Origin of the sequence: Desulfovibrio sp., assembly GCF_034006445.1 — a bacterium.
In the GTDB taxonomy this organism is placed as follows: Bacteria; Desulfobacterota; Desulfovibrionia; order Desulfovibrionales; family Desulfovibrionaceae; genus Desulfovibrio.
Map to the genome: position 1 here is coordinate 13,771 of NZ_JAVESS010000022.1, position 26,939 is coordinate 40,709.

The following is a 26,939-nucleotide window of genomic DNA, read 5'->3' on the forward strand; positions in this document are numbered from 1 at the left end:
CAGCCTGCTCAAGAGGGGCTTTTTTTTCTTCAATCATGCCTTGCCGCCGTTTTCAGAGGCTGTTGCGGTCTGAGCCAGGCGGGCTTCCGCCGCGCGGGCTTCAGCTTCCGTTCGTGCAAGGGCTTCGGCCAAAGGGCTGCCCTCGGGCGGCACTGGCACGCCAGCGTCGGCATTTGCCGTCTCGCTGGCAGCAGACGCCTGCGGCTGCTCTGCCTCGGTTGCGGCTTCCGGCGCATGCTGGCTGGCAGCCTGGGCTTCGGCAGAAGCCTGGGCTTGCTCGGCAGGCTGTTCGGGATGCACCGCAGTGGTGTCCAGCACGGCCTCAGCCGCCGGGGTGTCTTGCGGCTCCGTCGTCTGCGCGTCAGCCTGGGGCGTCTGGTCTGCAGCTTGCTCTGCAGTCTGTCCAGCTGTCTGGCCAGCCGCCTGGCCAGCCGCCTGGGCGGCGGCCTGCGCGGCGGCTTCGGCTTCAGCTCTGGCGGCTTCTCTGGCAGCCTGGGCAGCCTCTTTTTTACGCTTTTTCTGTTCTTCCTCTTCAACCTCGGCATTGAGGGTGCGCTGGAAGTCGGTGGAAACCCGGCGGAATTCGCCCAAAGCCTTGCCCAATGTGCGCGAAATGTTGGCCATGCTCTTGGGGCCAAGCACAATCAGGGCCACCACAAGGATGACCAGAAGCTCAGTGCTGCCTATACCGAACATAGGGCTCTCCTATTCCCATTCAATGGTGCTGGGCGGCTTGGAGGACACGTCGTAGACCACACGGTTGACGCCCTTGACCTCATTGATGATACGACCTGACATGCGCTCGATAAGCTCGGCGGGCAGGCGGGCCCAGTCTGCAGTCATGGCGTCCACGCTGTCGACCACGCGCAGGGCAATGACATGCTCATAGGTGCGCCCGTCGCCCATAACGCCCACGGTCTTGAGCGGCAGCAGCACGGCAAAGCCCTGCCAGACCTTGCGGTACCAGCCGGATTCGCGCAATTCCTGCTGCACGATTTTGTCAGCCTGACGCAGAATGCTGAGGCGCTCTTCCGTCACTTCTCCAAGCACGCGGATGGCAAGGCCGGGGCCGGGGAAGGGATGCCGCCACACGATGGAGTCGGGCATGCCCAGTTCGGCAGCAACCTTGCGCACTTCGTCCTTGAAGAGTTCACGCAAAGGCTCGATGAGCTTGAGCTTCATGGTATCGGGCAGGCCGCCCACATTGTGGTGGCTCTTGATGACCGCGCTGGGGCCCTTGTGGGAAACGGATTCGATGACGTCGGGATACAGCGTGCCCTGGGCCAGAAAGTCCACTTCAGGAAGCTTTTTGGCTTCTTCGTCGAAAATTTCAATAAAGGTGTGGCCGATGATTTTGCGCTTCTTTTCAGGATCTTCCACGCCCTTGAGCTTGGAGAGAAAGCGATCCTGCGCCTGCACAAAATTGAGGTTGAGGTCAAAATGCTCGCGCAAAAAGCCGACCACTTCATCGCCTTCGCCAAGGCGCAGCAGGCCGTTATCCACAAAAATGCAGTGCAGGCGCTTGCCGATGGCGCGGTGCAGCAGCACGGCCACAACCGTGGAGTCAATGCCGCCGGAAAGGGCGCAGACAACGTGCTTGTCGCCGGCCTGCTCGGCCATTTCCTTGATCACGCGCTCCACAAAGGACGACATGGTCCAGTCGGGCTTGATGCCGACAATCTTGAACAGGAAGTTCTGGAGCATGCGTTCGCCGTCTACGCTGTGGTGCACTTCGGGGTGGAACTGCACAGCGTAGATTTTGCGCTTTTCATCAGCCATGGCAGCGACTTCAAGCGTGCTGGTGCTGGCCGTGACAGTGAAGCCGGGCGGCGGCACCATAACCTTGTCGCCGTGGCTCATCCATACGCGGGTGGGCGAAGTGACGCCGTCCATCAGGGTGCAGGGCGCGATGAGGTTGAGGTCGGCCGGGCCGTATTCCCGCGTGAGGGACTGGGCCAGTTGCCCGCCAAGGTTCTGGGCCAGCAGCTGCATGCCATAGCAGATGCCGAGCACGGGCACGCCCAGTTCCAGAAAACCGGGGTCCAGCGCCGGAGCGTCGGCTTCGCCCACGCTGGCCGGGCCGCCGGACAAAATGACGGCCTGGGGCTTCATGGCGGCCACCTGTTCGGCGGTGGTCACACAGGAGTGGATTTCAGAATACACCCCGGCTTCGCGCACGCGCCGCGCGATAAGCTGGGTAACTTGCGAGCCGTAATCTATGATAATGACCTTGCTGGGCATAACTTCCTCATGATCTGTGCGCGCCCAGCCGGGGGCGCACCGGTTCCCTATGTGCAGGGGGCATACGGCATCGCTGCGCCGCCAGCCTGAGCATGCTCACTGTGAGATGCGTGTTATCAATATACTGTGGCGTTCGCCTGGGCGTCGGCAGCGCTAACGCTGTGCGCCCGGCCCCGTGGCGGAGGCCTGTTCGCGCAGAGGCCAGGGCAATTTCAAGACGAAACTGCCCTGGCTTCAATGCGCTCTAGTTCTCAATGCGATAGTTGGGGGCTTCCTTGGTGATGACCACGTCGTGCACATGGCTTTCGCGCAGGCCCGCCGAGGAGATCTCGCAGAACGTGGTGTTCTCGAACAACTGCTTGAGGTTGTGCGCGCCCACATAGCCCATGCCGGAACGCAGGCCGCCCATGAGCTGGTACACCGCTTCCATCACCTGACCACGGTAGGGCACGCGGCCCACGATGCCCTCGGGCACGAGCTTTTTGCTCTTTTCCTGGAAGTAGCGGTCGGAGCTGCCTTCCTTCATGGCGTCGATGGAGCCCATACCGCGATAGATTTTATACGTGCGGCCCTGATACAGAATGGTTTCACCGGGGCTTTCCTCGGTGCCCGCGAACAGCGAGCCGATCATGACCGCATGCGCGCCCACGACCAGGGCCTTGACGATGTCGCCCGAAAACTTGACGCCGCCGTCAGCAATGCAGCAGCGGTTCAGTTCACGCGCGGCGCGTCCGCCGTCCATAACAGCCGTTACCTGAGGCACGCCAACGCCGGCCACAATACGGGTGGTGCAGATGGAGCCGGGGCCGATGCCCACCTTGACGGTGTCGGCGCCAGCCTCAAGAATGGCCTTGGCTCCCTCATAGGTGGCCACGTTGCCAGCCACAAGCTGGCAGTTGGGAAAGGCCGCTTTGACCATGCGTATGGCATTGAGGACGTTGACAGAATGCCCGTGAGCAGAATCAAGCACCAGCACGTCGACCCCGGCTTCAAGCAGCTGCTCGGCGCGGGATTCGCAATCCTTGCCAATGCCGATGGCCGCGCCAACGCGCAGGCGTCCGGCGGCATCCTTGCAGGCATTGGGGTACTTTTGCACCTTGTCGATATCCTTCATGGTGATGAGGCCGCGCAATAGGCCGTCTTCATCAACCACAAGCAGCTTTTCAATGCGGTGTTCGTGCAGGTGCTGCTTGGCTTCTTCAAGGGAGGTGCCCATGGGCACGGTGACAAGATTTTTGCTGGTCATGACGTCGGACACGCGCACGGCGTGCCCGTCTTCGATAAAACGCACGTCACGGTTGGTGAGAATGCCCACCAGACGGCCATCTTCCACAACAGGCAAACCGGAAACGCGGAAGTCCGACATGAGGTCAAGGGCATCCTGCACGGTATTGTTGGGTGAAATGGTCACAGGGTCGAGAATCATGCCGCTCTCGCTCTTTTTGACCCTCTCGACCTCAAGGCGTTGCCGGGCAACGGGCATGTTCTTATGGATGATGCCAATGCCGCCCATGCGAGCCATGGATATGGCCATGGCCGATTCCGTCACGGTGTCCATGGCGGCGGAGAGCAGGGGGATGCGAAGCGGAATGGAAGGGGTGAGCCAGGTGGCAATGTCCACGGCGTCAGGAGTGATGTCCGAATAGCCGGGGATGAGCAAAATATCGTCAAAGGTCAGCGCCTTGCCGCGATTGGTGAACATGACTTCCTCGTAATATGCTGGAATAATTGTTCAAATTATAGTCTGACAGAGTATCCCCTTGTGGCCCGTATGTCAATGCGGGCTGCGCCTTTGCGGGCGGCCCTTTGGTCGGGCAGGGGCAGGGCCCCGCCATTGTCGGGCAACACTTTTGGAGCCGGACGAACCAGTTCGGGACGGGTGCCTGCGCGTACAGTTTTTGGCCGTACTTTGCAAGCCCCGGTGTGCCTTTTTCTTACAAGACTTGACGTGAGGCGGCAAACATCCTATGAATCACCACTTCGCCCCTGTAGGGGCTTTTGCGCCGTGCGGCGACCACGTGCAGGGTATCTGCGCGAGGTAAGAACCGCACCGATTTTTGCCGCCCTGCGGCCCCTGTGGAGAATGCATGTTCGAAAGCCTTTCAGACAGACTTTCCGGCGTATTCCGCTCATTTGGCGGACGCGGCCAGCTTACCGAAGAAAACGTGCAGGCCGGCCTGCGCGAAGTGCGGCTGGCCCTGCTGGAAGCGGACGTTAACTTCAAGGTCGTCAAAGACTTTGTTGAAAGCGTGCGCGAAAAGTGTCTTGGCCAGGAAGTGCTCAAGGGCGTGAATCCTTCCCAGCAGGTGATCAAGATCGTCAATGACGAACTGGTAAGCCTGCTTGGCGGTGAAACCGCCGGGCTTGACCTTCAGGGGCGCGAGCCTGCGGTCATCATGCTTGTGGGTTTGCAGGGCTCGGGCAAGACCACCTCTGCGGGCAAGATAGCAAATATTTTGCGCAAGCAAAAGATGCGCCCCTATCTTGTGCCTGCCGACGTGTACCGTCCCGCGGCCATTGATCAGCTGACCGTGCTCGCCAAACAGCTGGACATGCCATGCTATCCCTCCACCGTGGACATGAACCCCGTGGACATAGCCAAAGCCGCCCTGGAAGAGGCGCGGCGCGAGCAGGCCACAGTGCTGCTGCTGGATACGGCGGGCCGTCTGCATGTGGACGAGCCCCTCATGCAGGAGCTTGAGGCCATCAAGGCGGCCGTGCAGCCGCAGGAAATTTTGTTTGTGGCTGACGCCATGACCGGTCAGGACGCCGTGACCGTGGCTGAAAGCTTCAACCAGCGCCTTGGCATCACGGGCGTTGTGCTCACCAAGATGGACGGTGATGCGCGCGGCGGCGCGGCCCTTTCCATCCGTGCGGTCACTGGCGCTCCGGTAAAATTTGTGGGCATGGGCGAAAAACTGTCGGAGATGGAAGTCTTCCACCCCGACCGCATCGCCGGGCGCATCCTTGGCATGGGCGACGTGCTGACCCTTGTGGAAAAAGCACAGAGCGCCATCAATGCCGAGGAGGCCGAAGAACTGGCCCGCAAGATGAAAAAGGCCAGTTTTGACCTTGAAGATTTTCGCACCCAGATGCGCCGCATCAAAAAACTCGGCTCCCTGGACAGCATCCTCAAGATGATTCCTGGCCTTGGCGGCTTGCGCGACAAGCTGGCCGAAGCAAGCGGGGCCGTGCCCGAAAAGGAAATGGCCCGCACCGAAGCCATCATCAACTCGATGACCATGGCCGAGAGGCGCAACCCCGACATCCTCAATGGCAGTCGCAGGGCGCGCATCGCCAAGGGCGCGGGCGTGACCGTCGCTCAGGTCAATCAGCTGGTGCGCCAGTTTGAGCAGATGCGCCAGATGATGAAGGGCATGATGGGCGGCAAGGGTGCCAAGATGCCCGCCATGCCCCGCATGCGCGGTATGCCCCCCGGCATGACCCCGCCCGGCGGTATGGGTGGGATGCCCGGCCTTGGTGGTCTGCCAGGCATGGGCGGTATGCCCGGAATGGGCGGTTTGCCCGGTATGGACGGCGCGCCCGGCGGGCGCACGGGTACCGGAAAATCGGCGGCCGCAAAAAAGCGCAAGAAAAAAGAACGCCAAAAGCGTAAGAAAAAATAGATATTTCGCGGCAAGGAGCGCCGTCGTAACGGCAACACCTCTTTGCGCCAGGGCTTTTCCGCCCTTGCCCTTTCCCGGGCGCAACGATAACATACCACCTCAAAGGGAGTTGGACTCATGGCTGTAAAGTTGAAACTGACCCGCCTCGGAAGCAAAAAGCACCCCTTCTACCGGGTTGTGGCCGCCACTGACGAAACCCGTCGTGATGGCCGTCCGCTGGAATTCCTGGGCTATTATAACCCCATGAAGGATCCCATCGAAGTCAAACTTGATGCGGACAAAATCAAGGAATGGCTGGCCCGTGGCGCTGAACCCACGGATACCGTGCGTTCCCTGATCAAGAAACACATGGCCTAGCGCATTCCGCTAAGCTTCCGCCTCGGCGGCAGACGCCCTGCGGCCTCCCGAATTATGCGAAAGCATGTTGGGAAAGGCCGTTTTGGGCAATATCGGCACTGCGCGCGGCCTTTACTGCTCCGGTCATCTCCGGCGCAGACCCCTTTGGAGGTACTCAATGAAGGCCCTGATCGAATATATTGCCCGGTCTCTTGTAGATCATCCCGACGAAGTGCAGGTCAGCGAAGTGGAAGGCGAGCAGACTACCGTTCTGGAACTCAAGGTTGCCAAAGAAGACCTGGGCAAGGTTATTGGTAAACAGGGGCGCACGGCGCGAGCCATGCGAACCATCCTGAGCGCCGCGTCCATCAAGTGCAAAAAACGCACTGTGCTGGAAATTCTGGAATAGCGCCGTATACTATGGCGGATTCATGGATTCATATGGGCACGCTTGCGCGGCCCCACGGTATCAAAGGGGAGATCTGCATCGATTGGTATGCGGACTCCCCCTTGCTTTTGACCACCCCCCTCTGGATTCAGGCGGGCGATGCCGCCCCACGTCCTGTCCGGCCCCTTGCAGTGCGCAGCCATAAAGGCCGCCCGCTGCTCTTGCTGGAAGGCGTGGCAGACCGCACCGCCGCCGAAAACTTTCGGGGCTACAAACTGCTCGCAAAGCGCGAGGCCCTGCCCGAACCTGACGACGATGAAGTCTATCTGGAAGACCTGCTCGGCGGGGATGTCCTTTTGCCCGACGGGCAGCGCATCGGCAGACTCGACCACTTCGAGTATCCCGCTGATCTGGAACTGTGGGTCATCATGACGGACGACGGCAAGGAAGTGCTTTTTCCCGCCAGGCCCGAGTTTATAGTGGGCTTTGACGTAGAAGCCCCGGCCGTGGTTATTGATCCTCCGGATGGGTTGTTGGATATTTATCTTTCGGATAGTTCGGATAACTCGGATAGTTCGGATAACTCGGAGAAAAATCAGGACTAGTAGGGCGGATTTGTCGTCGGGTTGATTTTTTTGGGGCTGCTGTGTCTTTGGGCATGGCAGCTTTTTTTGTGTTGTGAGGGGTGGGGCCGCCTGCGCGGCGGGGAGGGTGGTTACGCAGTAATCTCTTACAGAAAATAAAGCAGGCCTGTTTTTTGAGAGACGATTTCTGTGCCCTGCGGGCACGGGGGCTTTTCGTTTATTAAGTTCGGGCCGCCTGCGCGGCGGGCGGCAGACGGGGGCCTGTTAGGGGCTGCCGCCCCTCCGAGGCCCCCTCTGCACTCCCCCCGGACGACCCCGCTGGGCTTGTCGCATACCTCCACTCCCACGGGCTGGCCGCCAAGGGCTTTCCATTCACCATAATTCCGCGAGGGCTGCGCGGCCCCTGCTGCGGGAGCTTCCTCGCTACGCTCGGCGATCTCCCTCCGCGCCGCGCAATGCCATCCGTGAGCCTCGCTTTGACTCGTCATATCAGAGTACAGAGGCTTCGTTTTTTTGATGCCTGCTAATTTGGCAGAGAAATTGCTTTCGCTTGTATGGGACAGGCGTTCTTTATAGCAGGTGGGGCGTGGCATTTTTTTGTTTGGGTGCCTGCACTCCCCCCGGGCGACCCCGCTGGGCTTGTCGCATACCTCCACTCCCACGGGCTGGCCGCCAAGGGCTTTCCAAACACCATGATTCCACGAGGCTGCGCGGCCCCTGCTGCGGGAGCTTCCTCGCTGCGCTCGGCGATCTCCCTCCGCGCCGCGCAATGCCATCCGTGAGCCTCGCTTTGACTCGTCATAATCGGCCAAAACGGCTTAACGCGTCTAATAACATAATAATTTGCTGGAAAATTACCTTGTTTTGTGTGCGCGGCCTTATATTGTGAAGGCGTAGGCGCTGCTTCAGCCGTAGTCCGAAGACAGCACCCCTATTGTCTGCCCTGTGCGCGCCATAACGGGCATCAGGAATATCAAAATTCATCTATGAAAGCGTCTGTGCTGGCGTGAATGGTACGTCAGGCAGGCGGCATATCTGGCAGCTGGCACAGCAGGCAGGCAGCACATCTTGCCATGCGGGCAAAATGTCTTATCTTTTCGCCAAACAGAGGAACACCATGCCCGAACTGCCAGAAGTGGAAACCATTGCCCGAACCTTGCGCCCGCATGTGCAGGGCTGCGTTATCACCAACGCACAACTGCTGCGCGCCACCAGTCAGCACCCCCTCAGCCTTCCGCTGGAACATTTGCGTGGCTGCCGCATCGCGGAGGTCGGGCGGCGCGGCAAGTTGCTCCTGTTGCAGCTTGACGCCTCAAACGCAGAAAATGCCGCTGTTCGCGGGTGCAAAGATCTGCGGCTTGCCGTGCATCTGCGAATGACCGGGCGGCTCATGACCTACACGCCCCAAACAGCCCCAGGCCCGCACACCCGCTGTGTTTTTGATCTGGATGTCCCCGCTTCGCAGGTGGGAACTCAGAAAGAGAATGCAGGGGCGCATGCCGGGCACGCCTCCACCGTTCAGGTGAAAGACGCCGAGGATCAGTTGAAGGGCACGGCCCCTGACATTCACGAAGGCCCGCGCCGTCTGTTTTTCGACGACGTGCGCGCATTCGGCCTCGTGCTGGCGGGCACGCCCGATATATTTGACCGTTGGCCCTTCTGGAGCGAACTTGGCCCGGAACCCCTGACCCTGACGCCAAAAAATTTCGCCAAAAGCCTCACTGGCAGAAAATCGGCCATCAAGGCCGTGCTGCTGGATCAGAAAATCCTGGCTGGCGTGGGCAACATTTATGCGGACGAAAGTCTGTTCGCGGCGGGCATTGACCCGCGCCGCAAAGCAGCAGACCTCACCCGTGTTCAAATGGATACCCTGCTGAAAGCCCTGCAGGACGTGCTGCTGCTGTCCATATCCCAGTGCGGCAGTTCCATCCGCGATTACAAGGACGCCGACGGCAACGCGGGCGCATTCCAGAACACCTTTGCTGTGTACGGGCGTGGCGGGCAACCCTGCAAAAAGTGCGGCCGCCCCCTTGAAAAAGCCAGAGTTGCAGGCCGTGGCACCGTGTACTGTTCGCAGTGCCAACGCTAGGGCCACATAGGGCAGACCGGGCAGGGCGTAGAGAGAGTTTCGAGCCTGAAGGGTTGTGATGCGCTTCGGCGGCCAACGCAGCGGCATGGGTGCTGGCCGAACGTCACTCAAAGTGGCGGCCAGAGTGTCAGGCAGAACAACGGTCAAAGTCGCAGCCAAAGATACTGGCAGTCCGGTGTCCAGAGCGGGGGGCGACCCGGTCGCCCCCCGCTCATAAACTTCAATGGTTCAGGATCGGGCCATGGCCATGCCCATTTCAAAGGCCTTCTGGCAGTCCTTGGGGAACTCTTCATTCTTGCGTTTGAGCTTGGCTTCTTCAGAGAAGCACTCCACCTTGTACTTGCTGTAGTCCATAAACTGATAGGTGTCGTTCACATACAGCACCGTGGGCGGCGTCAGCATTCTGCCCGTAAAATACTCCATGCCGGAGAGATGTTCGGGGTAGTCCATGCTCCGCATGAAGGCTTCAGTGACGTTCATTGTGTAGATAAAGGCCGTCTTCATCTTCTTGGGGGCAATGGAAGAATAGGTGGCGTCATATACCAGATAAGGGAAAAGAAAACGCTCAAAAAATGAACGCATTTCGCCCGTAATGCCCTTGAAATAGATGGGTGATCCAAAGATAATGCCATCAGCGAGAGAAAGTTTTTCCAGTATTGGGGCCAGATCGTCCTTTACTGCACATTTTCCGTAGGACTTCCCGCCAATTTTCTTACATTCAAAACAGCTGATACAGCCTTTATACGTGTAGTCATAGAGATGCAGCATTTCGGTCTGTGCGTCAGGCTGTGCTGCGACCACGCCCTCAAGAGCCTTGGCCAGCACAGTGGCTGTATTGTTCTTTTTTCTGGGACTTCCGTTAATAGCGTAATATTTCATGGTTTTCTCCTTATGAACAGTACGGGGTTTCAGTCTTGCGCCTGTGCTCGGCGCGTTGTATCGACAGATATACTTTAAAAGAAGCGCGGGTTAGAAAACAAGTACGCAGTTTTTTCTAACCTGGAATGTGGGTTTTCACCTGTGCCGCAAAAGATGGGCAACGTCCCGTCGTACAAGGCTTTTCAAGGAGTGTCAGGCATGCAGGCAAAGATGACGGTGGGCTACAGTACGGTACTGCCGCGTGAAAGTGTATATGATATCCCTTGTCCCCTCATCCACGCCCTTAACCTCATAGGCGGTAAATGGAAACTGCCTATTCTCTGGCATCTGGCCGACACGGGCGGCTGCGGATTCAATGCCCTTGGCCGCGAAGTGAGGGGCATCACCAACATGATGCTTGGCAAATGCCTGAAGGAACTGGAACGTGATGGTCTTGTCAGCAAAACGGAACTTGCTGCGGGCAAGGTACGCCGCGTGAAATATGCCCTGACCCCGCAAGGCTGGCGCTTGCTGCCAACCCTGAAAGAACTCTACCAGTGGGGAAAAGAGCATCTGGGTGTGGAGTCTGTTTGCCAGCAGGGATAGGCGCATCCGACAGGACATAGTTTCCTACATTTAGAGCGGCATGGCTTTGAAAACGATTGCCTGCTCCAGCGCAGCACAAGAGCGCTGCGCTCCATAAAGTAGCGAACATTCAGGTAAAAATCGCAATGTTCGGCAAAATAACAATATTGAAGCGCGTGATATCAAGAAAGCACGGTCTCTGGAGCCTCTGCTCCTGAAACATGATAAAAGTTTTAGAGCATTTAACCTTTGAAAAAGTTAAATGCTCTAACGCTGCGCGAGAGTGCAGCGCGCCACAACGTGGCGTGGATTCTGCCGCAAATCGCATTTTCGGCAGAATGACCCCTTTGAAATGTGTAACATTTCAAAGGTAATCTGGTCTAGACAGCGCCGTCACGAGATGAATTTCCAGTCATATCAAGGAGAACGAGCCTTTTATGCAGGAGTGTACTCCGATGGTACTCGACCGGAATAAAAGACGAGGTTCGACGCAGAAATAGCTGGAAAGGCGCTCGTGACGACATTGTCTGGGGGATGGGGGTGTGGAGAGGAGCCCCTTTTACAAAAGGGTCTCTCCCCCACAAAGCATTTCTATTCTTCTGCCTGCTCGTCGGGGGCAGGGTTTTCGTGCTGCGGCCTTTGCGTCTGCAGGTGCAGGGTTGTGCGTGCGGCTTCATTTTTCCGCTTTGCGCGGCCCGGCGCGCTTGTCCAGCTCAGACTTATCTGTCCGTCCCGCCCTGTGAACAGCAGGGGAATCCCCGCGCTGTCCAGCCACTCCCGTACCTTTTTTCCCGGATATCCGTAGCGGTTTTCAAAGCCGCAAGCCGCCACCGCAACTTCTGGCTGCACGGCTTCATACAGATCGGGCAGATAGCTGCTGTCCGACCCGTGATGGGGCAGCACCAGCACCTGGGCCCGCAGGTCCAGCCCCTGATCAATCATGTGGCGTAGCGAACGGCGTTCGGCGTCGCCAGGAATGAGCGCCAGCCCCTGCCCATAGAGGGTCAGCCGTGCCACCAGCGAGGCGTTGTTGCCGTCCCAGGTTTCGTGGGCGGCAGTGCCCGAGCCGGGTGTGTTCCTGTCGGTGCGCGGCGGGTGCAGTATTTCCAGTTGCAGGCCATGGGCCGGGTTGCCCAGTTGCAGCACATCCCCCTGGGCAAGGGGTTGGGCCCCGTACTGGCGGCGTGTTTGCGCCCATATGGCGGCCCAGCCGCCTCTGGCGTCGCCGCTGTCGCGCCCGTTGTCAAAAAAAGCGCTGACAGTGAACTGCCGCAGGATATGCACAAGCCCCCCCATATGGTCCAGGTCAGGGTGGCTGTTGAGCACGGCCGCGAGGCGGGGGCCGTCGTTGTAGAGCAGCACCGGGGCCACGATGTTCTGGCCGGGGTCAAAGCGCGGCGAAGCGCTGCCGCCGCCGTCCAGCAGCAGGCGCATATGACCCGGCAGCCGTAGCGCCACGGCCTGACTCTGGCCCACGTCCAGCACATCCAGGCGGATTTCGGGTGAAAGGCGTTCCGCCAGCCGCAGCATGGGGCCGACCAGCAGCAGGAGTCCCCCGGCCAGCAGCAGGCGTTGCGCCGCTGGCGGCAGGGTGGGGCGTCCTGCCTTGAAGGCCAGGGCCGTGAGCAGGGCGGCAAAAGCCGGCAGGGCTGTCCAGTGGGGGCGCAGCATGGAGGGGGCCAGCAAAAGGTCGTTTGCGGCCAGCCAGGCCAGCAGATCCACCAGCCATTGACAGGGCAGGGCCGCCAGATCCAGAACCAGGCGAGCCGCTGTTTCCATGCCAAGGGCCGCACATGCCAGACCCAGCACAGAGGCGGGCAGTACAAAAAGATCAGCCACGGGAAGCCACGCCACATTGAGCGGAAACCAGAACCCCGCATTGCCGAAAAGCAGCATGTTCAGCGGCAGCAGAACCACCTGGATGCAGAGGGAAACAAGAAAAATCCGCAGCAGGGCGCGGCTCCATTGGGCCAGGCGGGCGCGCGCCCCTGACGTGGGCGCGCCGTCGAATCCCGGCATGAGTTCACGCAGCCAGGGCAGGCTCAGGCCGATGGCCCCCACGCACAGGGCCGAGAGTTGCAGCCCGGTATCAAACACATTGAGCGGCGCGGCCACAGTGATGCACAGCAGCGCTGCGCACAGGGCGTCCAGAGTGGTGCGCGGGCGGCCCATGGTCAGCCACAGCGCCACCACAAAGAGCATGACCGTGGCCCGCAAAAGCGATGCGGGAGCGTTGCCCAGCCACAAATAGGCAAGGGCCGGAGGCAGTGAGGCCAGTATGACCCAGAGCGTGCGTGGCCGGTGCAGATAGATGCCAGGCCGTAAGCGCGCCAGAGTCAGCACGCAGGCCAGCCCGAGCATGCCCGCGATAACAAGGTGCTGCCCCGAAAGTGCCAGACTGTGTACCAGAGTGGCTGCGATAAAATTGTTCAGCGTGGCCTGATCAAGATACTGCCTGTCGCCAAAAAGCAGGGCCAGCAGGATGGCCTTGCCCTGAGGCATGTCTTCCGCGCCGGGAGGAGGAGCCTGAGCCGAGGACTTTGGGGCGGCGTCGGAATGCGCGGTGGACGTGGGGGGCGCGGGGGACGCGGCTTTGTCCGCAGGGGGCAAAGGCCGTGGGGCAACCAGGGCCGCCAGAAAATCCGCGCGCAGGGCCTCGCGCCAGCGGCCGGAACGTCCTGGTTCGCCGTGCAGTCGGGGTTCTGCGCGCCTGTCCTGAGTCCACATCCGCCAGTAGACGCCCTGCGAGGCCCACCAGAGTTCCCATGCGGCCTGCCCCTTGTTGGCAAAACCCTGCATGGGCATGGGGCGGAGACTGAGGCAGAGGATTTGCCCCGGCAATGGGTGCAAGGGGGGATGTTCCCAGGTGAGCGCCGTCTGGCCTGACAATGGCGTATTCTGGGCTGCCGACTGTGCAGAAGTTGGCGATGGTGTGGGGGCTGCCGACTGCGCAGGAGCCGCCAGTTGCGAGGGTGCTGGCGCAGCCGTGTTCCCGTTTCTGGCCTGTTCCAGGTGGCTGTCCCCCTCAGGGGCCAGATCGGCGAGCAAAAGCCGCAAGCGCTGGTCGGGCAAGCCCTGGCTGTCCGTGACAGTGCCGCAAACCCGCACCTTTTTGCCAGCCTGCGTGAGCCAGGGTGGCCGTTCCGGCTCGGAAAAACCGTGCCGCCACGGGCTGCCGTAGAGTTGCCACTGCGCCGTCAGCAGCCCCGCGAGCGCAAGCAGAGCGCAGAAAGCCAGTGGGGCTGCTTGCCACAGGCGTTTATCAGCGAGAAATAAAAGGAAAAAACAAAGAAGGGTCTGGTGTGGCCACACGGCGGCGGCAATGCCGCCTATCCAGAAGCACAGGCAGGTCTGCCAGAACAGCGGGGCTTGCAGTGGCGGATAACGCATGCTTTTCAGTGCCCGTAAAAAACCTCCGTCCGGCTGCCGGACGGCGGGTCAGACGTGTGCTGAACTGGCTGTGCCAGCGGTATCCGCGCCTCTGTCCTGCAAAGCGTCCGCCCTGGTCTGGTGCCGCCTGCGCCATGCCGCAGCAAACACGCCAGTGACCCCGCGGGGGGCGGGTGTTCCTGGGGCGTGCCTGTCCTGCCGGAGCGGCGGCGTGGCGCATCACGTATCAATGGGGCTGAACTATCTTTTAGCGGGCAATGGTGTAGCGCCATTGCTCTGGCGGGGCAAGGGCAGGCCTCCGCCGTGAGACGTAAGCGCTGGCTGGCCGCGTGGTTACGCGCCAAAGCCGGCGGCTTCAAACGTCAAAATGTCTGCGCGCAAGGGGATGCTACCCCCTGAAAAACTAGGCCATCTCGCGGGCCATGTCTCTTTCTTCAGCGCGTTTTTTGAGGCTTTCACGGTGATCGTGCAGTTTTTTGCCCCGGCCGACGGCCAGCTCCACCTTGATCTTGCCCCGCTTGAGATATATGCGCACAGGCACGACCGTAAGCCCCTTTTGGGCCACAAGGCCAGCAAACTTGGCGGTTTCGCGCTGGTGCAGCAGAAGCTTTCGGGCGCGATCTGGCTCCTGCGGGGCGTAGCCCGCATTGGAGTACGGGGCCACGTGCAGCGAGACAAGCCAGGCTTCGCCCTTGCGAAAATCAACATAACTGTCGATAAAGTTGACCTTGCCCGCGCGGATGCTTTTGACTTCGGGGCCGGTAAGCACAATGCCCGCCTCGGTAAACTCGGAAAGTTCGTAGAGGTGGCGGGCCTTTTTATTGACGGCGATGGTGGAAGGCGATGTTTTTTGGCTCATGGCTGGCTATGGATCAAAAGGCTGGTGGTGTGAAAGGCCAGTTCAGGCCCAAGGGATTGATGCAACTGTTCACGAACCATGCGCCGGGAAGCGGCCACATCCGTGCTCATGAGCACGCTGTGGGCCAGTTCCATGCAGGTTTCGGCGCGGAGCTGGCGGATGAGGTGTTTCAGGCCAGGCACAAAACGCGGAGCCGCGGATATGGTATCTACCCCCATGCCCAGCAGCAGGGCCATGCCCAGCGGATCGGACGCCAGTTCGCCGCAGACGGAAACTCCTATGCCTTCGCGGTGTGCGGCGTCAACAATATGCTTGAGCGAGCGCACGACGGCGGGGTGCAAGGGTTCATTGAGATACGCCACATGGCGGTTGTTGCGGTCTATGCCCATAATATAATGTATGAGATCGTTTGTGCCAATACTGAAAAAGTCGCATTCCCTGGCAAGGGCGTCGCAGATGAGGGCCGCAGCCGGGGTTTCTATCATGACGCCAAGGGGCAGTTCCGGCGCGTGCTGCAGGTTCTGGGCGCTGAGTTCCTGATGCATTTCCTGCATGATGCGGCGCACCTGCTGCACTTCGTCCATGGCTGAAACCATCGGCAGCATGATGGCCACGTTGCCGTAGACCCCCGCGCGCATGAGCGCCCGCAGCTGCGTACGAAAAATTCCCTGATGGCGCAGGCAAAAGCGTATGCCGCGCAGGCCCAGGGCCGGGTTGGGCTCCTTGAGCGCCGCCTGGGCGTGCAGCATCTTGTCTGCGCCCACGTCAAGGGTACGAAAAACAACGCGCTCCGGTGAAATCTTTTGGGCCACAAGGGCGTATTCGGCCAGCAGTTCTTCTTCGTCGGGCAGGCGGCCCTTGAGATAGGCAAACTCCGTGCGGTACAGGCCCACGCCGTCGGCGCCGCTGCACGGCACTGCCGCAAGCTCTTCGCTGCTCTCCAGATTGGCCTGAACCACCACACGCACGCCATCGCACATTTCAGCGGGCCAGCGGGCCGTCTTGAGCGTGAATTCTTCCCAACCATTGAATTCGACTCGGCGGGCCTCATAACGGGCCATGTCCGCCTCATCCGGGTCCAGCAGCACGCAGCCGCCAAGGCCGTCAATAATGACCTGCTCGTCTTCCCTGGCCACGGTCACAAGGCCGGTAACACTGGAAAGGCAGGGGATGCGCAGGCTGCGCGAAAGGATGGCCGTGTGCGAGGTGGGGCCGCCCTCGGTGGTCAGGATGCCCAGCACGCAGTCCAGGTTCAGCTCCATAACATCGGCTGGAGAAAGATCTTCGGCCACCAGCACGCCCGGTTCAGCGGAATCCCGCGTTTCGGAAGGGCCAGTGGAGAGGCTCTCGCGCAGGCGCAAACCCACAGCGCGGATATCCTGCGCGCGGTCACGCAGATAGGGGTCGTCCATGCCCCGGAACAGGTCGCACAGTTCGTCAACCGTCAGGCGCAGGGCCCAGGGCGCGGCAATGAGCTTTTGTTCGATGCGCGCGGAGGCTGTGTTGAGCAGTTTGGCGTCGCGGGCCATTTCCATCTGCGCGGCAATAACCTCACGGTATTCGGCCAGGTCTTCGGGCACGTTGTCCATGGTGTTTTGCAGAGAAACGCGCACGTTTTCAGCCGCAAGGCGCAGGGCGGCCTGCTCGGCCTCCACTTCAGCGGGCGTGATGCGCCGCTCTTCATCCTGCCGCAGCTTGTGCATGAAGCGCACCCGGCCAATGGCTATGCCGGGAGAAACTGGAGTGCCAAAAAGTACCGCGCGGGCCATATCAATCCTGCATGGTGCTGAGAAGGCGGGCCAGGCCGCAAAGGGCCTCGCGGGCGTCATGCCCCTGAGCCAGAAGCGTCAGTTCCGCGTTGAAGGGTGGGGCAAGTGAAAGAACGTCAAGCATGCTTTTGGCGTCAACCTCGCCGGTCTCGCTGATAAGCTGAATGGCCGACGAATAGCGCTGGGCTTCCTGGGCCAGTCGTGCCGCGGGCCTGGCGTGGAGGCCATTGCGCAGATTGAGGCAAAGCCGCATTTCCAGCCCGCGTGACGTTTCTTCAATGGTTTCTTCCATTTCCTCACCTTTTAACAATGTCAGGGCGGTTGGGGCCGTATATGGCACGGCCGCGCCGAATGTCTGCCTCGACCTTGCGCCAGCCCGGCTGTGCCTGCTGGCAGTCGGGGACATACTACATACCTATGAGGTCAACGTCCATGAGAATCAACGCCCCCAGCGTCATGGCCCACAGCAGTATGCGCGGCAGGCGGAGCCGCGCCACAAGCCAGGATGCGCCCAGTACCGCCAGCGCGCCCAACAGGTAAACGTCCCACGGAAAGGGCTTCAGGCGGCTCATGGGCAGATGCCAGATGACCAGGGCCACCAGCACCGCATTGACCATCTTGAGCCTGTCCACCCAGTTGATGAGGTTGAGGCGTTTCAGGCGCACCAGCACCGGCATGCCGTGGCGCAGACCTGAAAAAAAACTGCCCGCCCTGAACAGCAGCAGGGCGAAAAAAAATGCCACAGCCAGGAATCCTGCCAGAGCTATATGGCCAGTAAGCAGCAGGGCCACGCTCACAAGCGCCCACAGGGGCAGCAGGGTGCCGCTGAAAAACGAATCACCCAGGGCCGAAAGCGTGGTGGCCAGGGTTTCGCGCACAGAGCTTACGGCGGACTCAGGGAGCGTGCCCTTGGCTATTTCTTCTTCCAGCGACAGCAGAATGCCCACAAAAAGCGGGATCATGAAGGGATGGGTGTTGCTGTGCCCGCCATAGCGGGCAAAGGCCCGGGCGCGGGCCGCGCCTTCGGGATACAGCCAGCGCAGGGCGGGACTCAGCACAAAGAGCAGCCCCACCTGCTGCATGCCCCGGGCTGTGGTGGCCGCATTGATGCAGCATGTGCGACCAAGGCAGTTGAGTGCGACGAGTGTGGGATACATCAGTGCGTCCTGCCCGCATGAAGTCCGGAGTTCACCGGAACTTCGCCCAAAGCCGTGGGGGGTGGCGTACCTTGACGTCTGCCGCCTGCGGCAGATGAACGGACGCACGGCGGCGTTGCGGTGGTTAGAGGTTGCGGTGGTTAAAGGTTGCGTTGGGAGTCTGTATCAGCCGTGATCAGGGCGTATATTTCTTTGCCGCTCCAGCCGCGCACCATATCCTGTACCCGGCGGGCCACCTGCCGGGGCTTGCCCTCCGGGCCGCCCGCTTCCAGTTCCTGCCGCAGCAGGGCCAGAACCTCGTTTTCAGGGCTGCGGCTTACCTGCTCCGGCGGGCCGATGATGACGGTAATTTCGCCAAGCAGGTCGTCGGGCAAATCTTCGCTGTTTTCCAGCCGAATCAGTATAAATTCCTCATGCTCCTTGGTCAATTCGCGGCAGACCGCCGCCTCGCGCGGGCCCAGCAGCTTGGCTGCCCGTGACAGGCTTTCTTTAAGGCGATCCTTGCGCTCAAAAAAAATGAGGGAGCCGGGCACATGGGCGAAAGCGGTAAACAGGGCGTCGCGCCCCGAAGCGTCGCGCGGCAGAAAGCCAAGAAAGCTGTGCGGCAGGGGCGGCAGACCCGCTGCGGAAAGGGCCGTTACAGGCGCGGAGGGGCCGGGCAGGGGGGAGACCGCCAGGCCTTCCTTGCGGCAGGCGCGCACAAGGCGGTAGCCGGGGTCGGCCAAAAGCGGCGTGCCCGCGTCGGAAACAAGGGCCACACTCTGGCCTTCGCGCAGAGCCCGCAGCACATGTTCCTGCCGATCGGCCTCGTTGTGGTCGTGGAAGCTCAAAAGGCGGCGCGCCTCAATGCCGCAGTCGCGAAAAAGGCGGGCCGTGCGGCGCGTGTCTTCCGCAAGCACGAGGTCGGCCTCGGTCAATACGGCGCGTGCCCTGGGAGAGAGATCACCAGGGTTGCCAAGAGGTGTGGCTACTATCCAGAGCCGGGGGGCAGTCAAAGGCATGGCAAAAATGCTCCAGGTGCAGGGTAGAGCCATTGCGCAGGGCGCAGATGACATCAAAGCGGCAGGGCTGTTCCCATGCCTTGTGGGCCGCCAGCCACGCGCGGGCAGCGCGGCAGAGGGTGCGCTGTTTTGCGATGCCCAGGGCATGGACGGGGCCGCCGTGGCTGTCGCTGCCGCGCGTTTTCACTTCAACAAAAACAATGGTGTCGCCGTCACGGCAGACGATATCCAGTTCCAGACGGGCCTGACGCCAGTTACGGTCAAGTATGGCGTAGCCCTTGCGGGACAAAAGGGCCGCTGCGGCCTCCTCACCCTCTTTGCCCAGAAGCAGGTGCGTGGCTGTGCCGTTTTTTTTGTCAGCGCCCTTGGGCTGCCCGTCTTCAGGGGCAGAGTGCTTCTTGCGGGCCATTTTGTCAAAAAGCCCCGGCAGCAGGCGGCGCAGGTTCACAGCAAACTGCCCTGACGCACGGCAGCGGGTTTTTCCTCACACACGCCACGGAAGGTCAGCCGGTGCTGCGGGCAGGGGCCAAGGCGGCGCAGCGCCTCGTAATGCTCTCTGGTGCCATAGCCCTTGTGGACGGCGAAACCGTAGCCGGGCCAGCGTTTGTCAAGGCTGGCCATGAGCCTGTCGCGGCAGGTTTTGGCCAGAATGGACGCGGCGGAAATGGCGGGCTCTGTGGCGTCGCCCTGTATAATGGCGCGCTGGCGCGGGGGCGTGCCCGCATGGCCCAGGCTCCACAGGCGCGCCAGAACGTGTTCGGGCAGGGTTTTGTCGCCGTCAATGAGCAGAAGGGCCGGCGTTGTGCGCAGGTGGCGTATTGCCAGGCTCATGGCCTCAAAGGTGGCCTGAAGAATGTTGATGGCGTCAATGCGGCGCGGCCAGACGATGCCGAGCCCCCAGCTTACGGCGCAGGCCTTGATGCACGGAGCCAGCGTGTCGCGCTGTTTGGCAGTGCAGGCTTTGGAGTCCGTAAGGCCGGGCAAATCGAAGCTTGCGGGCAGGATGACGGCCCCGGCCACCACCGGCCCCGCAAGGCAGCCACGCCCGGCTTCATCCACTCCCGCCGTGATGCCGGGATCGTTGGGGCGGTCTGCTGGAAAAAACAGACTGCCTTGCAGATCGGGCGGGCGCGATGGGCGGGAGGAGGATTTTTTCACGCTCGGTTTCCTGATTATGGCGACTCTGGCAATAAACGCGCAAGAGGCGCGCCATGAGTGCGGTTGCCCGCCATCTCACGGCGCGCCGTCAAAAAGGCGCAGTGTGTTATCTGATGCCTCAGCAGGCTATCAGAAGCGGCCACGCGGCTTGATACGCGCCGCTTTGCCCTTGAGGGCGCGCAGGTAGTACAGACGGCTGCGGCGCACGCGGCCCTGGGTGACCAGTTCCACGCGGTCGATGAAGGGCGAGTTCATGGGGAAGATGCGTTCCACACCCACGCCGTCAGAAACCTTGCGCACCGTAAAGGTGGCATTGGTGGTGCCGCGTTTGATGCGGATGACGTTGCCCTGGAAAACCTGGATGCGCTGTTTTTCGCCTTCCACGATACGCAGATGTACTTTCACCGTGTCGCCGGAGCGAAACGCGGGTACATCCATGCGCATGTTTTCCCGTTCGATTTTTTTGATGATATCCATCGTGAACTCCTTGCAAATCCGGGCGGATTGTTGCGTCGTTGCGTAGCGGCGCCGATGCGTTCAGGCCGCCTGTTTTGTCAGCTGTAATCGCCTAAAATTCTGTCTGCCAGAATTGCGGCGGCGCTGCGCACCGAAAGGTGGTTATACCCTAAAAACCGCACAGGGCGAATCAGACCGTCACATTGTTCCAGCACTTCGGGGGCAAGCCCCTTGGCTGTGCCGAGACAAAGCATGACCGGCCCCTGGCTGCACCAGTGTCGCACTTCCTGCGGCGTCATGAGCGGGCCCTTGTGAGCCTGCCCTGTATTTTTGCCGGGCCAAACGGCAGAACTTGCCACCAGTTTGGGCCGGACGCCGTGCCGTGCGGTCATATGCGCCACGGCCTCGTCCAGAGAGGTTGCGGGACAAACCAGACCAAGAGCCTGTGCCCGGTCGGCGTTGCCTGAACCTCCCGGACCCCGCGTCCAGTGGCGCAAAATTTCATCCAGCACCCGTAGTTGGTCTTGCAAGGGGGTCACCACATGGAAAAAACCCATTGCATAGCTGCGGGAAATTCGGGCTATATCGTGTATGTCGAGATTTGTCAAAGAGGAAGCGCCGGATTTTTTCGCGTCAAGCTGCACCGGATAGTGCACAAGACAGAACGAAAGGTTGCGCCCCGGCCTTTCGCGGGGAGCTTCGGCCAGTGTCAGCACATCTTCTTTTGTCAGCGGGGCGGAGTCCAGCAAGTCAGGCCGCATGCGCAATGTGGCCAGCACGGACTGCCGCCGCCGCCACTGCTCGATACGCGCGTGATCGCCGCCACGCAGCACTCCGGGCACGGGCAGACCTTCCAGAACTTCTGGACGGGTGTAGTGCGGATATTCCAGAAGGCCGTGCGAAAAGCTTTCGTCCTCGCCGGATTCTTCCTTGCCCATAAAGCCGGGCATAAGGCGCGAAACAGCCTCAATGACAGCCAGAGCCGCCGTTTCGCCGCCGTTGAGCACCACATCTCCCACGCTCACGGGCTCGATGGAAAAAATATCCAGCAGGCGGGCGTCAATGCCTTCATACCGGCCGCAGACGATGGTCAGGTCTTCTTCACGCGCCAGTTCGGCAGCCATGCTTTGCGTCAGCGGGCGGCCGCCGGGCGTCATGAGCAGGATGCGCCCCGGTTGCCCGATGGAGCGCAGCGCCGCTGCCAGGGGTTCGCCCTGCATGACCATGCCGGGCCCGCCGCCGTAGGGGCGGTCGTCCACATGCCGATGCTTGCTGGTGCTGAACTCGCGGGGATCGTGAAAGGAAAAATCTACAAGCCCAGCTTCCCGCGCACGGCCCATAAGGGCTGTGGACAGAGGCGACTGGAAAAATTCGGGAAAGAGGGAAACCAGGTGAAAGCGCGGCATGGGCGGAGAGTGCCGTAAAACGCCTTGTCTTGCAAGAAGAGCTTTGCCTGTGAGGGGGACGGGGCGGCCACGCCTTACCAAGAAAACGCTGATTTATTCCGTTTGGCGGACTTGCTTCACTTTTTTTGAAACAGTCGAGGACGGAAGAGTCCACTCCTGCTTCAAAAAAAGAGCGCGCCTTGCCAAACGAAATACCAGCGCGTTTTCAGGAAGCTCTTTAATCAGTGCTTCTCTCTATAAGACCGCGCGGCTTACGGTGGTGGCGTGAAGAGTTTTAGGGGGTGGGGGTGTGGGGGAGGCGACCCTTTTGCAAAAGGGTCCCTCCCCCACAAAATCTTTCACATGATCATCGACGTGGACAACCACGTCCCCCCCCCACAAAATATTTCACATCACCATACCATACCATACCATCTCATCTAGCCGAGGCTGTTGAGGACGCCGCTCCAGTGCGCGCGCAGGGGGCGGCCTGTCACAAGAAGGGGGCGTTCCGACGACACTGGGGCTGCCACGCACAGCCAGTGTTCGGCACAGGGAATAAGCTGCCAGCCGATGTACCTGCACGGCGTAGTCTGACGGGCGCTGATTGGGCCAATGGAAAACCCAGTGCTTCCTTCATGGCAGAATTGCGCGCGGCCGCGCCTTTGCCCGAAAAATCCGCTGTTGACCAGGGCGGGGTCACGGGAGAGGCCAAGCCCGGCGGACTTGAGAAGGGCCTCCTTGATGGTCCAGCGCCGTAACGCATCACGGGTACTGGATTCTTTGGCAAGGGGGGCGGCCAATTCCTTGCCGGAATAGGCGCGGGGGTTTGGCGGCGGATTGATCAGGGATTCTGCGTCAACAGCCAGACAGGGGCGAAATTCCAGCAGTGCCTCACTGTCCAGCGATTCGGCGTTTTGGTGACAGGGCTGATTGTTACCTTCGTGCCCCAGATGGAACGCGGCGCAGAACGCCGCATGGCCGCTGTGGCTGAACGCGGCCCGCCAGTCTGGCATCACGGGCCTTCCCAGGTAGTCTATATCAAGCCCCTTAAGGCTCAGCCAGGTCATGTGCGAATGCATGTCGGCATGTTGCCGTGGACTTTGGGCGGCATCAGCCGTGCCGCGCGTGATTATGGAGGCATGCGTGGCGGCCATGACCAGCCGTATGAGCAGCGCCCGTGCAAGCAGGCGGCTGCACCGGGCCTTGAGGGCGGCATCGCTTGAGCCGAAGCATTGCAGGTGGCCCAGTTGCGCCGGGCTGAGCCAGGGCATCAGGACTTCTTCCAGATGGGCACACCAATGGTGCAGGGCCAGCCCCTCCAGGCGTGGCAAAGGAGAATATAGAATGACAATGCCGCGTTTGGCGGCCTGTGCCGCCCATATCCAGCGCAGGTCAGCAACGGACGCCTGCGCCCACGCGCCGGAAGGCTGCGCGGCGGGCGGAAAATCTGCCTGCTCTGCGGATGTCTGCCCCGACGGGGAGAGGAACAAAGACTGTTCGGGAAATCTTTCGTCAGTACCTGCTTTACCCATGATGCCCTACTTGCTTTTTGCTTCCGGTTGGGCCTCTGAGGCGGCCGTGCCCGGCGAGTCTGGGCCCGTCGAGTCTGGGCCGGACGATTCGATGCCGGATGTTGCTGCCTTGCCGCCCTCGTTGCGTTGCGGCGTAGCGTCCGTTTTGCCTGGCTGGCCAGATTTGCCCGAAGCGGGCTGGCCGGGGACAGTCTGGCCGGGAACGGGTTTGTCGGGAGCGGGTTTGCTGGGAGCGATATGGCCGGGCGAACCGGCGTTTTTGCCGTCAGTCGCGCTGGCAGCGGGCGCTTCATGTTGCCAGAACCTGAGCCATGACGGCGCTTCACCGTGCCATGCCCAGTAGCCTCCAAGGCTGGCGGCTGCGAGAAGGAGCAGGGCCAGGACGGTCATGAAGGCGCGGCGCACGCGCGAGTGGCCGAGGCGGGCGGGCAAGCCGTAAGGGTCGTCAAGCGAGCGCTGCGCGCCGGGGGGCATTTGGCCCACGGCCGTGAGCGCGCCGCCCATGGTAAAGTTTATGGGCGCGCCGGTGTTGACGGCCCAGCCGGAAGCGTCCAGCAAGGGGCCGAGGCTGCGGCGGCGCAGTTTGAACCATGCCATGACCACGGATGGGCCGGAGATCACGGCGAAAATAACCAGCAGCGCCATGGGCCACCACCAGCCCAGAGAAAAAAGGGACCTGGCGATGTAGGTGAACGAGGCGCTGACCATGCTTATGCCCACACTGACGGCGGCAAAAATGCCTGCGCTTTTCGCAATGTCAAAGGGCTGTTTTGGCGGCGCGGCCTTGGTCGCCGCATCTGCCTGCCCGGTGGCTGTGGAACTGGCAAGCTTGGATGAGGCGCTGGAAATGGCCGCATCCTTGGCGGCTACCAGTTTTTGCAACTGCCCGCCCACAAGATTGGCAAAGCGTATGTAGGGAGCCCACATGGCTTCGCGCAGGCTGATGGGATTGCGCACTACACGCAGCAGCGTACTGTCCCATGGCTGACCGGCATTGTCCACAAAAACGCCGTGACGGCCTTCAATCAGATCATCGGCCGAGCCTGCAGTCAGGGCGGCGGCGATGGTGGCCGTATGCTCCTTGCCGCTGGCGTCTTTACGGACGCAAAGACAGTAGAGCAGGCAAAGGTGGCTTTGGGTGGCCAGGCGCACGTGGGCGCTCACATCGTCCACATGCACGCACAGCGAGCAGGAGCGGCTGTCGATATACAGAGTGCCAGCCAGGAATATGGCCCTGTTGCCGGGTTCGTAAAAATCCGCAAATGAAACAAAGTTCATGAGCAGTGTGTAAAGATTGGCGTGCAGCAGAACAAGCTTTTCAAGATCACGCAAAGCGTCCATGCGGGGGGCGGCCAGGTCGCGATCCACATATGCGGCGAATGCCTTTTCCGTGGCGGGCGAAAGCAGCGCGTCCAGTTCTTCGTCTGAAAGCCTGTCCACAGCTTCTTCAGGACTCAGGGGCAGAAATGTTCTGCCAAGGGGATCGCCGTCGGGAGCAAGCGCCAGAGGCGGCTGGTCTTGAGCACTGAAGGGGGCGGCGTCTTCCGGAGCGCGGGAAAACTTTGGTTTTTGCGCCAGCAGCGCGGCATAGGGCGCAAAACGGTTCTGGATGGCGCGCCAGGTCTCTTCATCAAGAACAGGTGCGACGTCTGTGCCGGCGTGCCCGCTTTTGGGCGGGAGCAGCAGGGTTTCAAACAGGCGGCGGAAGGCGCGTACGTCTTTTTCCCATGCGGGATTGATGCCCGCTTGCAGGTCAAGCGGTTGCCCGGCGGCTATTCTGGCCAGGGGGCGGCGGCTCAGATGGTCCATTGAAAAAAGTTCTGTAGCCGCGTTTTCCGGTGAGGCCAGTTCGTTTTCTTCATTAAGCGCAGGCAAGGTCTGGGGCGCGAAGGCGGCCATGCGGCAGCGGGCAAAGTAGTCGTCCAGCTTGGGGCCGAGCCTTTGCATGAGGCCCCAGGCTTCGGCCGTGTCGCGGCCCAGGGGCAGGTCTGCGTCACGCGTTTTTTGCCGCCACTCACGCACGGCGTGCAAGGCTTCACGAAAGTGTCCGGCAAGGGCGGCGTCAAGGCCGGGCATGCCGGAATCGTCGCGCATGCCGCCAATAATCGTAAGGCCGGAGATGATAAAACGGCTGACCTCGTCTCCCGTTGCATCCTGAGCGTCCACCGAAGTGGAGGGAACAACGCCGTCACCGTTGAAGGCGTAACCAGCGGCAGCGCTCAGCGCGGCGGCCGCCTGGCGGCGGTCGACACTGGTTTTATCTTCGGCCCCGGTCTTGTCCAGCACCAGGCGCGCGGCGGCCAGCATGTTGACGCCTTCGGGGGTGTCCTGCCGCAAGATATCCAGAGGAAGTTTTGCGCGGCGCTCCCTGAGGCGTGATGGATGGCTGACGCGCTGGCACAGCCAGTCCACGGCATCGAGAATTTCCCTGGCGCGGATGCGCCCGTCGCTGTCTGCGTCCAGGAGCGTCAAGGTCTGCGCGTCAAATTCGAGCCCATAGGTGGGGCAGCTCATGGCCATCCAGAGTTTGGGATCGAGCAGCCGCAGGTCTTGCCACTCCGCATCGGTAGACAGCAGGGCCTGATCAAGCCCGGCCATACGGCGAAACGTGAAGACAGGGCCGCAATGCCCTGCGGGATTCTGTTGTTCTGTATCGGAAGGAGGGCAGGCAGTATCTTTGGGCATGATAGTGTCCGTATGTAAAGCAGAAGAGTTATCACTCTGTAATATATGGAATAAAAATGTCAGAAATGGCTTTGGATACAAAAAAGCGTCCTGTCGCACGTCTGTGTGCTACAGTGTTACTCATAATGGTTATCAAAAAACCGTAGTGAGGTCGAGCGTTTTACGTTTTAGATATGCATGAAAAAATATTTCGGCAAAAAGCCTGAGGCAGCGCAAGTAAGCAGCCGGATCGGGTCGTCACCGCGGCTGACATGTGCTATTTTTCAAGGCGAACAGCTCTATATGTATAGCATTTTTGCATTGAGAACATCCATTCTCAAGCTTCCAGGACGCCCGCTTCGGCGCGTAACCACGCAAATACATAGCGGTGCTGTCTTCGCGGCAGCCATTGCCCGCAGGGCCTGCCTGAAACGTTGACGAAACCGTCTTACGGTTCAGGCAAGCCCTGCGGGCACCGTTGAAGCTGCGCTTGCGCCTCCGCGGCGGGCGTCTACTCACGCAGCCGCCAGAGCAATTTCAAGGTGAAATAGCTCTAATGAGGCAGTCTTTGTATTTCTTCTTCAATCAACGCAACAAGCTCCGCGCCGGTCATGCGCACGGAACGCGCAATAAGAATGAGAGCGTTGAGCGATGCGCCACGCTCCCCGGTTTCAAGTTGCGCAATGTAGACCCGCGACAGCCCGGCAAAGTCGGCAAACTGCTCTTGTGACAGGCCGCTGCGGACGCGGATAATGCGCACAGTTTTGGCAATGGCTGTGTTCAGCCCCGGTAAAATTTGCATAGAGTATGTGTAAAGCTTTTACGCTGAAACCAAGTATGCGATTGCATACAAAATTA

Annotated in this window: 23 protein-coding genes; 6 read left to right on the plus strand and 17 right to left on the minus strand. The window is 60.7% G+C overall.

Annotation, left to right across the window (positions count from 1 at the left end):
* Window positions 1–33 precede the first annotated feature (33 nt).
* From tatB to guaB, 3 genes are all read right to left on the minus strand, one after another.
* Window positions 34–696, minus strand: coding sequence for a Sec-independent protein translocase protein TatB (gene tatB, locus RBR41_RS12845; protein WP_320353032.1), 663 nt, complete (start codon window positions 694–696; stop codon window positions 34–36).
* Between the two features lie 9 nt (window positions 697–705).
* The gene (gene guaA / locus RBR41_RS12850) at window positions 706–2,241 is read right to left on the minus strand and encodes a glutamine-hydrolyzing GMP synthase (RefSeq protein WP_320353033.1); all 1,536 of its coding nucleotides are present in this window, start codon (window positions 2,239–2,241) and stop codon (window positions 706–708) included.
* Window positions 2,242–2,485: 244 nt separating this feature from the next.
* On the minus strand, window positions 2,486–3,943 hold the full coding sequence (gene guaB / locus RBR41_RS12855; protein ID WP_320353034.1) for an IMP dehydrogenase: 1,458 nt from the start codon (window positions 3,941–3,943) through the stop codon (window positions 2,486–2,488).
* 385 nt (window positions 3,944–4,328) lie between these two features.
* Between guaB and ffh the strand changes: the two genes are divergently transcribed.
* The 5 genes from ffh (at window position 4,329) to mutM (ending at window position 9,264) form a co-directional block, all read left to right on the plus strand.
* Entirely contained in the window at window positions 4,329–5,867 is a 1,539-nt protein-coding gene (ffh, locus tag RBR41_RS12860) for a signal recognition particle protein (RefSeq protein ID WP_320353035.1), read from the plus strand.
* A gap of 117 nt (window positions 5,868–5,984) precedes the next feature.
* Entirely contained in the window at window positions 5,985–6,224 is a 240-nt protein-coding gene (gene rpsP / locus RBR41_RS12865) for a 30S ribosomal protein S16 (protein ID WP_179979665.1), read from the plus strand.
* A 157-nt stretch (window positions 6,225–6,381) separates the two neighbouring features.
* Entirely contained in the window at window positions 6,382–6,612 is a 231-nt protein-coding gene (locus RBR41_RS12870) for a KH domain-containing protein (protein WP_012625423.1), read from the plus strand.
* Between the two features lie 11 nt (window positions 6,613–6,623).
* Complete coding sequence (gene rimM, locus RBR41_RS12875) at window positions 6,624–7,196, plus strand: ribosome maturation factor RimM (protein WP_320353037.1); 573 nt, start codon at window positions 6,624–6,626, stop codon at window positions 7,194–7,196.
* A gap of 1,096 nt (window positions 7,197–8,292) precedes the next feature.
* Complete coding sequence (gene mutM / locus RBR41_RS12880; RefSeq protein ID WP_320353038.1) at window positions 8,293–9,264, plus strand: bifunctional DNA-formamidopyrimidine glycosylase/DNA-(apurinic or apyrimidinic site) lyase; 972 nt, start codon at window positions 8,293–8,295, stop codon at window positions 9,262–9,264.
* A gap of 228 nt (window positions 9,265–9,492) precedes the next feature.
* On the opposite strand, the gene RBR41_RS12885 is transcribed toward mutM, so the two are convergent.
* Window positions 9,493–10,143 (minus strand): flavodoxin family protein, encoded by a 651-nt coding sequence (locus tag RBR41_RS12885; RefSeq protein ID WP_320353039.1) that lies wholly within the window; start codon window positions 10,141–10,143, stop codon window positions 9,493–9,495.
* Window positions 10,144–10,341: 198 nt separating this feature from the next.
* Here RBR41_RS12885 and RBR41_RS12890 point away from each other — a divergent pair, with 198 nt between their 5' ends.
* Entirely contained in the window at window positions 10,342–10,728 is a 387-nt protein-coding gene (locus tag RBR41_RS12890; protein WP_320353040.1) for a helix-turn-helix domain-containing protein, read from the plus strand.
* 570 nt (window positions 10,729–11,298) lie between these two features.
* On the opposite strand, the gene RBR41_RS12895 is transcribed toward RBR41_RS12890, so the two are convergent.
* From RBR41_RS12895 to RBR41_RS12955, 13 genes are all read right to left on the minus strand, one after another.
* Window positions 11,299–14,097: a ComEC/Rec2 family competence protein gene (locus RBR41_RS12895; protein WP_320353041.1), complete on the minus strand. Its 2,799-nt coding sequence runs from the start codon at window positions 14,095–14,097 to the stop codon at window positions 11,299–11,301.
* 403 nt (window positions 14,098–14,500) lie between these two features.
* A complete protein-coding gene (smpB, locus tag RBR41_RS12900; protein ID WP_320353042.1) occupies window positions 14,501–14,956 on the minus strand; it encodes an SsrA-binding protein SmpB in 456 nt (151 codons plus the stop codon).
* The gene (gene ptsP / locus RBR41_RS12905; protein WP_320353043.1) at window positions 14,953–16,725 is read right to left on the minus strand and encodes a phosphoenolpyruvate--protein phosphotransferase; all 1,773 of its coding nucleotides are present in this window, start codon (window positions 16,723–16,725) and stop codon (window positions 14,953–14,955) included. Before ptsP ends, smpB begins: the two co-directional genes overlap by 4 nt.
* A 1-nt stretch (window position 16,726) precedes the next feature.
* Complete coding sequence (locus RBR41_RS12910; protein ID WP_179979658.1) at window positions 16,727–17,017, minus strand: HPr family phosphocarrier protein; 291 nt, start codon at window positions 17,015–17,017, stop codon at window positions 16,727–16,729.
* Window positions 17,018–17,132: 115 nt separating this feature from the next.
* Entirely contained in the window at window positions 17,133–17,882 is a 750-nt protein-coding gene (locus RBR41_RS12915; RefSeq protein ID WP_320353044.1) for a PTS system mannose/fructose/sorbose family transporter subunit IID, read from the minus strand.
* Window positions 17,883–18,022: 140 nt separating this feature from the next.
* Window positions 18,023–18,883 carry a 16S rRNA (cytidine(1402)-2'-O)-methyltransferase gene (gene rsmI, locus RBR41_RS12920; protein ID WP_320353045.1) on the minus strand — a complete coding sequence of 287 codons (861 nt, stop codon included), beginning with the start codon at window positions 18,881–18,883 and terminating at the stop codon, window positions 18,023–18,025.
* Window positions 18,825–19,331 (minus strand): YraN family protein, encoded by a 507-nt coding sequence (locus RBR41_RS12925; RefSeq protein WP_320353046.1) that lies wholly within the window; start codon window positions 19,329–19,331, stop codon window positions 18,825–18,827. Before RBR41_RS12925 ends, rsmI begins: the two co-directional genes overlap by 59 nt.
* Window positions 19,328–20,002 (minus strand): ribonuclease HII, encoded by a 675-nt coding sequence (locus RBR41_RS12930; protein ID WP_320353052.1) that lies wholly within the window; start codon window positions 20,000–20,002, stop codon window positions 19,328–19,330. The genes RBR41_RS12925 and RBR41_RS12930 overlap by 4 nt, the downstream gene beginning before the upstream one ends.
* A 168-nt stretch (window positions 20,003–20,170) precedes the next feature.
* Entirely contained in the window at window positions 20,171–20,518 is a 348-nt protein-coding gene (gene rplS / locus RBR41_RS12935) for a 50S ribosomal protein L19 (RefSeq protein WP_179979655.1), read from the minus strand.
* A gap of 77 nt (window positions 20,519–20,595) precedes the next feature.
* Window positions 20,596–21,903, minus strand: coding sequence for a tRNA (guanosine(37)-N1)-methyltransferase TrmD (gene trmD / locus RBR41_RS12940; RefSeq protein ID WP_320353047.1), 1,308 nt, complete (start codon window positions 21,901–21,903; stop codon window positions 20,596–20,598).
* A 419-nt stretch (window positions 21,904–22,322) separates the two neighbouring features.
* The gene (locus RBR41_RS12945) at window positions 22,323–23,417 is read right to left on the minus strand and encodes a 4'-phosphopantetheinyl transferase superfamily protein (protein ID WP_320353048.1); all 1,095 of its coding nucleotides are present in this window, start codon (window positions 23,415–23,417) and stop codon (window positions 22,323–22,325) included.
* Between the two features lie 6 nt (window positions 23,418–23,423).
* Window positions 23,424–26,102, minus strand: a complete 2,679-nt coding sequence (locus tag RBR41_RS12950; protein WP_320353049.1) for an ABC transporter permease — start codon at window positions 26,100–26,102, stop codon at window positions 23,424–23,426.
* A gap of 532 nt (window positions 26,103–26,634) precedes the next feature.
* Complete coding sequence (locus tag RBR41_RS12955) at window positions 26,635–26,883, minus strand: helix-turn-helix transcriptional regulator (protein WP_320353051.1); 249 nt, start codon at window positions 26,881–26,883, stop codon at window positions 26,635–26,637.
* Between the last annotated feature and the right edge of the window lie 56 nt (window positions 26,884–26,939).

Bases quoted from the DNA above. Each gene is read 5' to 3' on its own strand.
- RBR41_RS12870 (WP_012625423.1), top strand. From the start codon at position 6,382: ATGAAGGCCCTGATCGAATATATTGCCCGGTCTCTTGTAGATCATCCC.
- rsmI (WP_320353045.1), bottom strand. From the start codon at position 18,883: ATGCCTTTGACTGCCCCCCGGCTCTGGATAGTAGCCACACCTCTTGGC.
- rplS (WP_179979655.1), bottom strand. From the start codon at position 20,518: ATGGATATCATCAAAAAAATCGAACGGGAAAACATGCGCATGGATGTA.
- ptsP (WP_320353043.1), bottom strand. From the start codon at position 16,725: ATGGCCCGCGCGGTACTTTTTGGCACTCCAGTTTCTCCCGGCATAGCC.
- guaA (WP_320353033.1), bottom strand. From the start codon at position 2,241: ATGCCCAGCAAGGTCATTATCATAGATTACGGCTCGCAAGTTACCCAG.
- RBR41_RS12885 (WP_320353039.1), bottom strand. From the start codon at position 10,143: ATGAAATATTACGCTATTAACGGAAGTCCCAGAAAAAAGAACAATACA.
- rimM (WP_320353037.1), top strand. From the start codon at position 6,624: ATGGCGGATTCATGGATTCATATGGGCACGCTTGCGCGGCCCCACGGT.
- RBR41_RS12895 (WP_320353041.1), bottom strand. From the start codon at position 14,097: ATGCGTTATCCGCCACTGCAAGCCCCGCTGTTCTGGCAGACCTGCCTG.
- RBR41_RS12945 (WP_320353048.1), bottom strand. From the start codon at position 23,417: ATGGGTAAAGCAGGTACTGACGAAAGATTTCCCGAACAGTCTTTGTTC.
- mutM (WP_320353038.1), top strand. From the start codon at position 8,293: ATGCCCGAACTGCCAGAAGTGGAAACCATTGCCCGAACCTTGCGCCCG.
- trmD (WP_320353047.1), bottom strand. From the start codon at position 21,903: ATGCCGCGCTTTCACCTGGTTTCCCTCTTTCCCGAATTTTTCCAGTCG.
- RBR41_RS12955 (WP_320353051.1), bottom strand. From the start codon at position 26,883: ATGCAAATTTTACCGGGGCTGAACACAGCCATTGCCAAAACTGTGCGC.
- ffh (WP_320353035.1), top strand. From the start codon at position 4,329: ATGTTCGAAAGCCTTTCAGACAGACTTTCCGGCGTATTCCGCTCATTT.
- RBR41_RS12915 (WP_320353044.1), bottom strand. From the start codon at position 17,882: ATGTATCCCACACTCGTCGCACTCAACTGCCTTGGTCGCACATGCTGC.
- guaB (WP_320353034.1), bottom strand. From the start codon at position 3,943: ATGTTCACCAATCGCGGCAAGGCGCTGACCTTTGACGATATTTTGCTC.
- rpsP (WP_179979665.1), top strand. From the start codon at position 5,985: ATGGCTGTAAAGTTGAAACTGACCCGCCTCGGAAGCAAAAAGCACCCC.
- RBR41_RS12910 (WP_179979658.1), bottom strand. From the start codon at position 17,017: ATGGAAGAAACCATTGAAGAAACGTCACGCGGGCTGGAAATGCGGCTT.
- RBR41_RS12890 (WP_320353040.1), top strand. From the start codon at position 10,342: ATGCAGGCAAAGATGACGGTGGGCTACAGTACGGTACTGCCGCGTGAA.
- RBR41_RS12950 (WP_320353049.1), bottom strand. From the start codon at position 26,102: ATGCCCAAAGATACTGCCTGCCCTCCTTCCGATACAGAACAACAGAAT.
- smpB (WP_320353042.1), bottom strand. From the start codon at position 14,956: ATGAGCCAAAAAACATCGCCTTCCACCATCGCCGTCAATAAAAAGGCC.
- tatB (WP_320353032.1), bottom strand. From the start codon at position 696: ATGTTCGGTATAGGCAGCACTGAGCTTCTGGTCATCCTTGTGGTGGCC.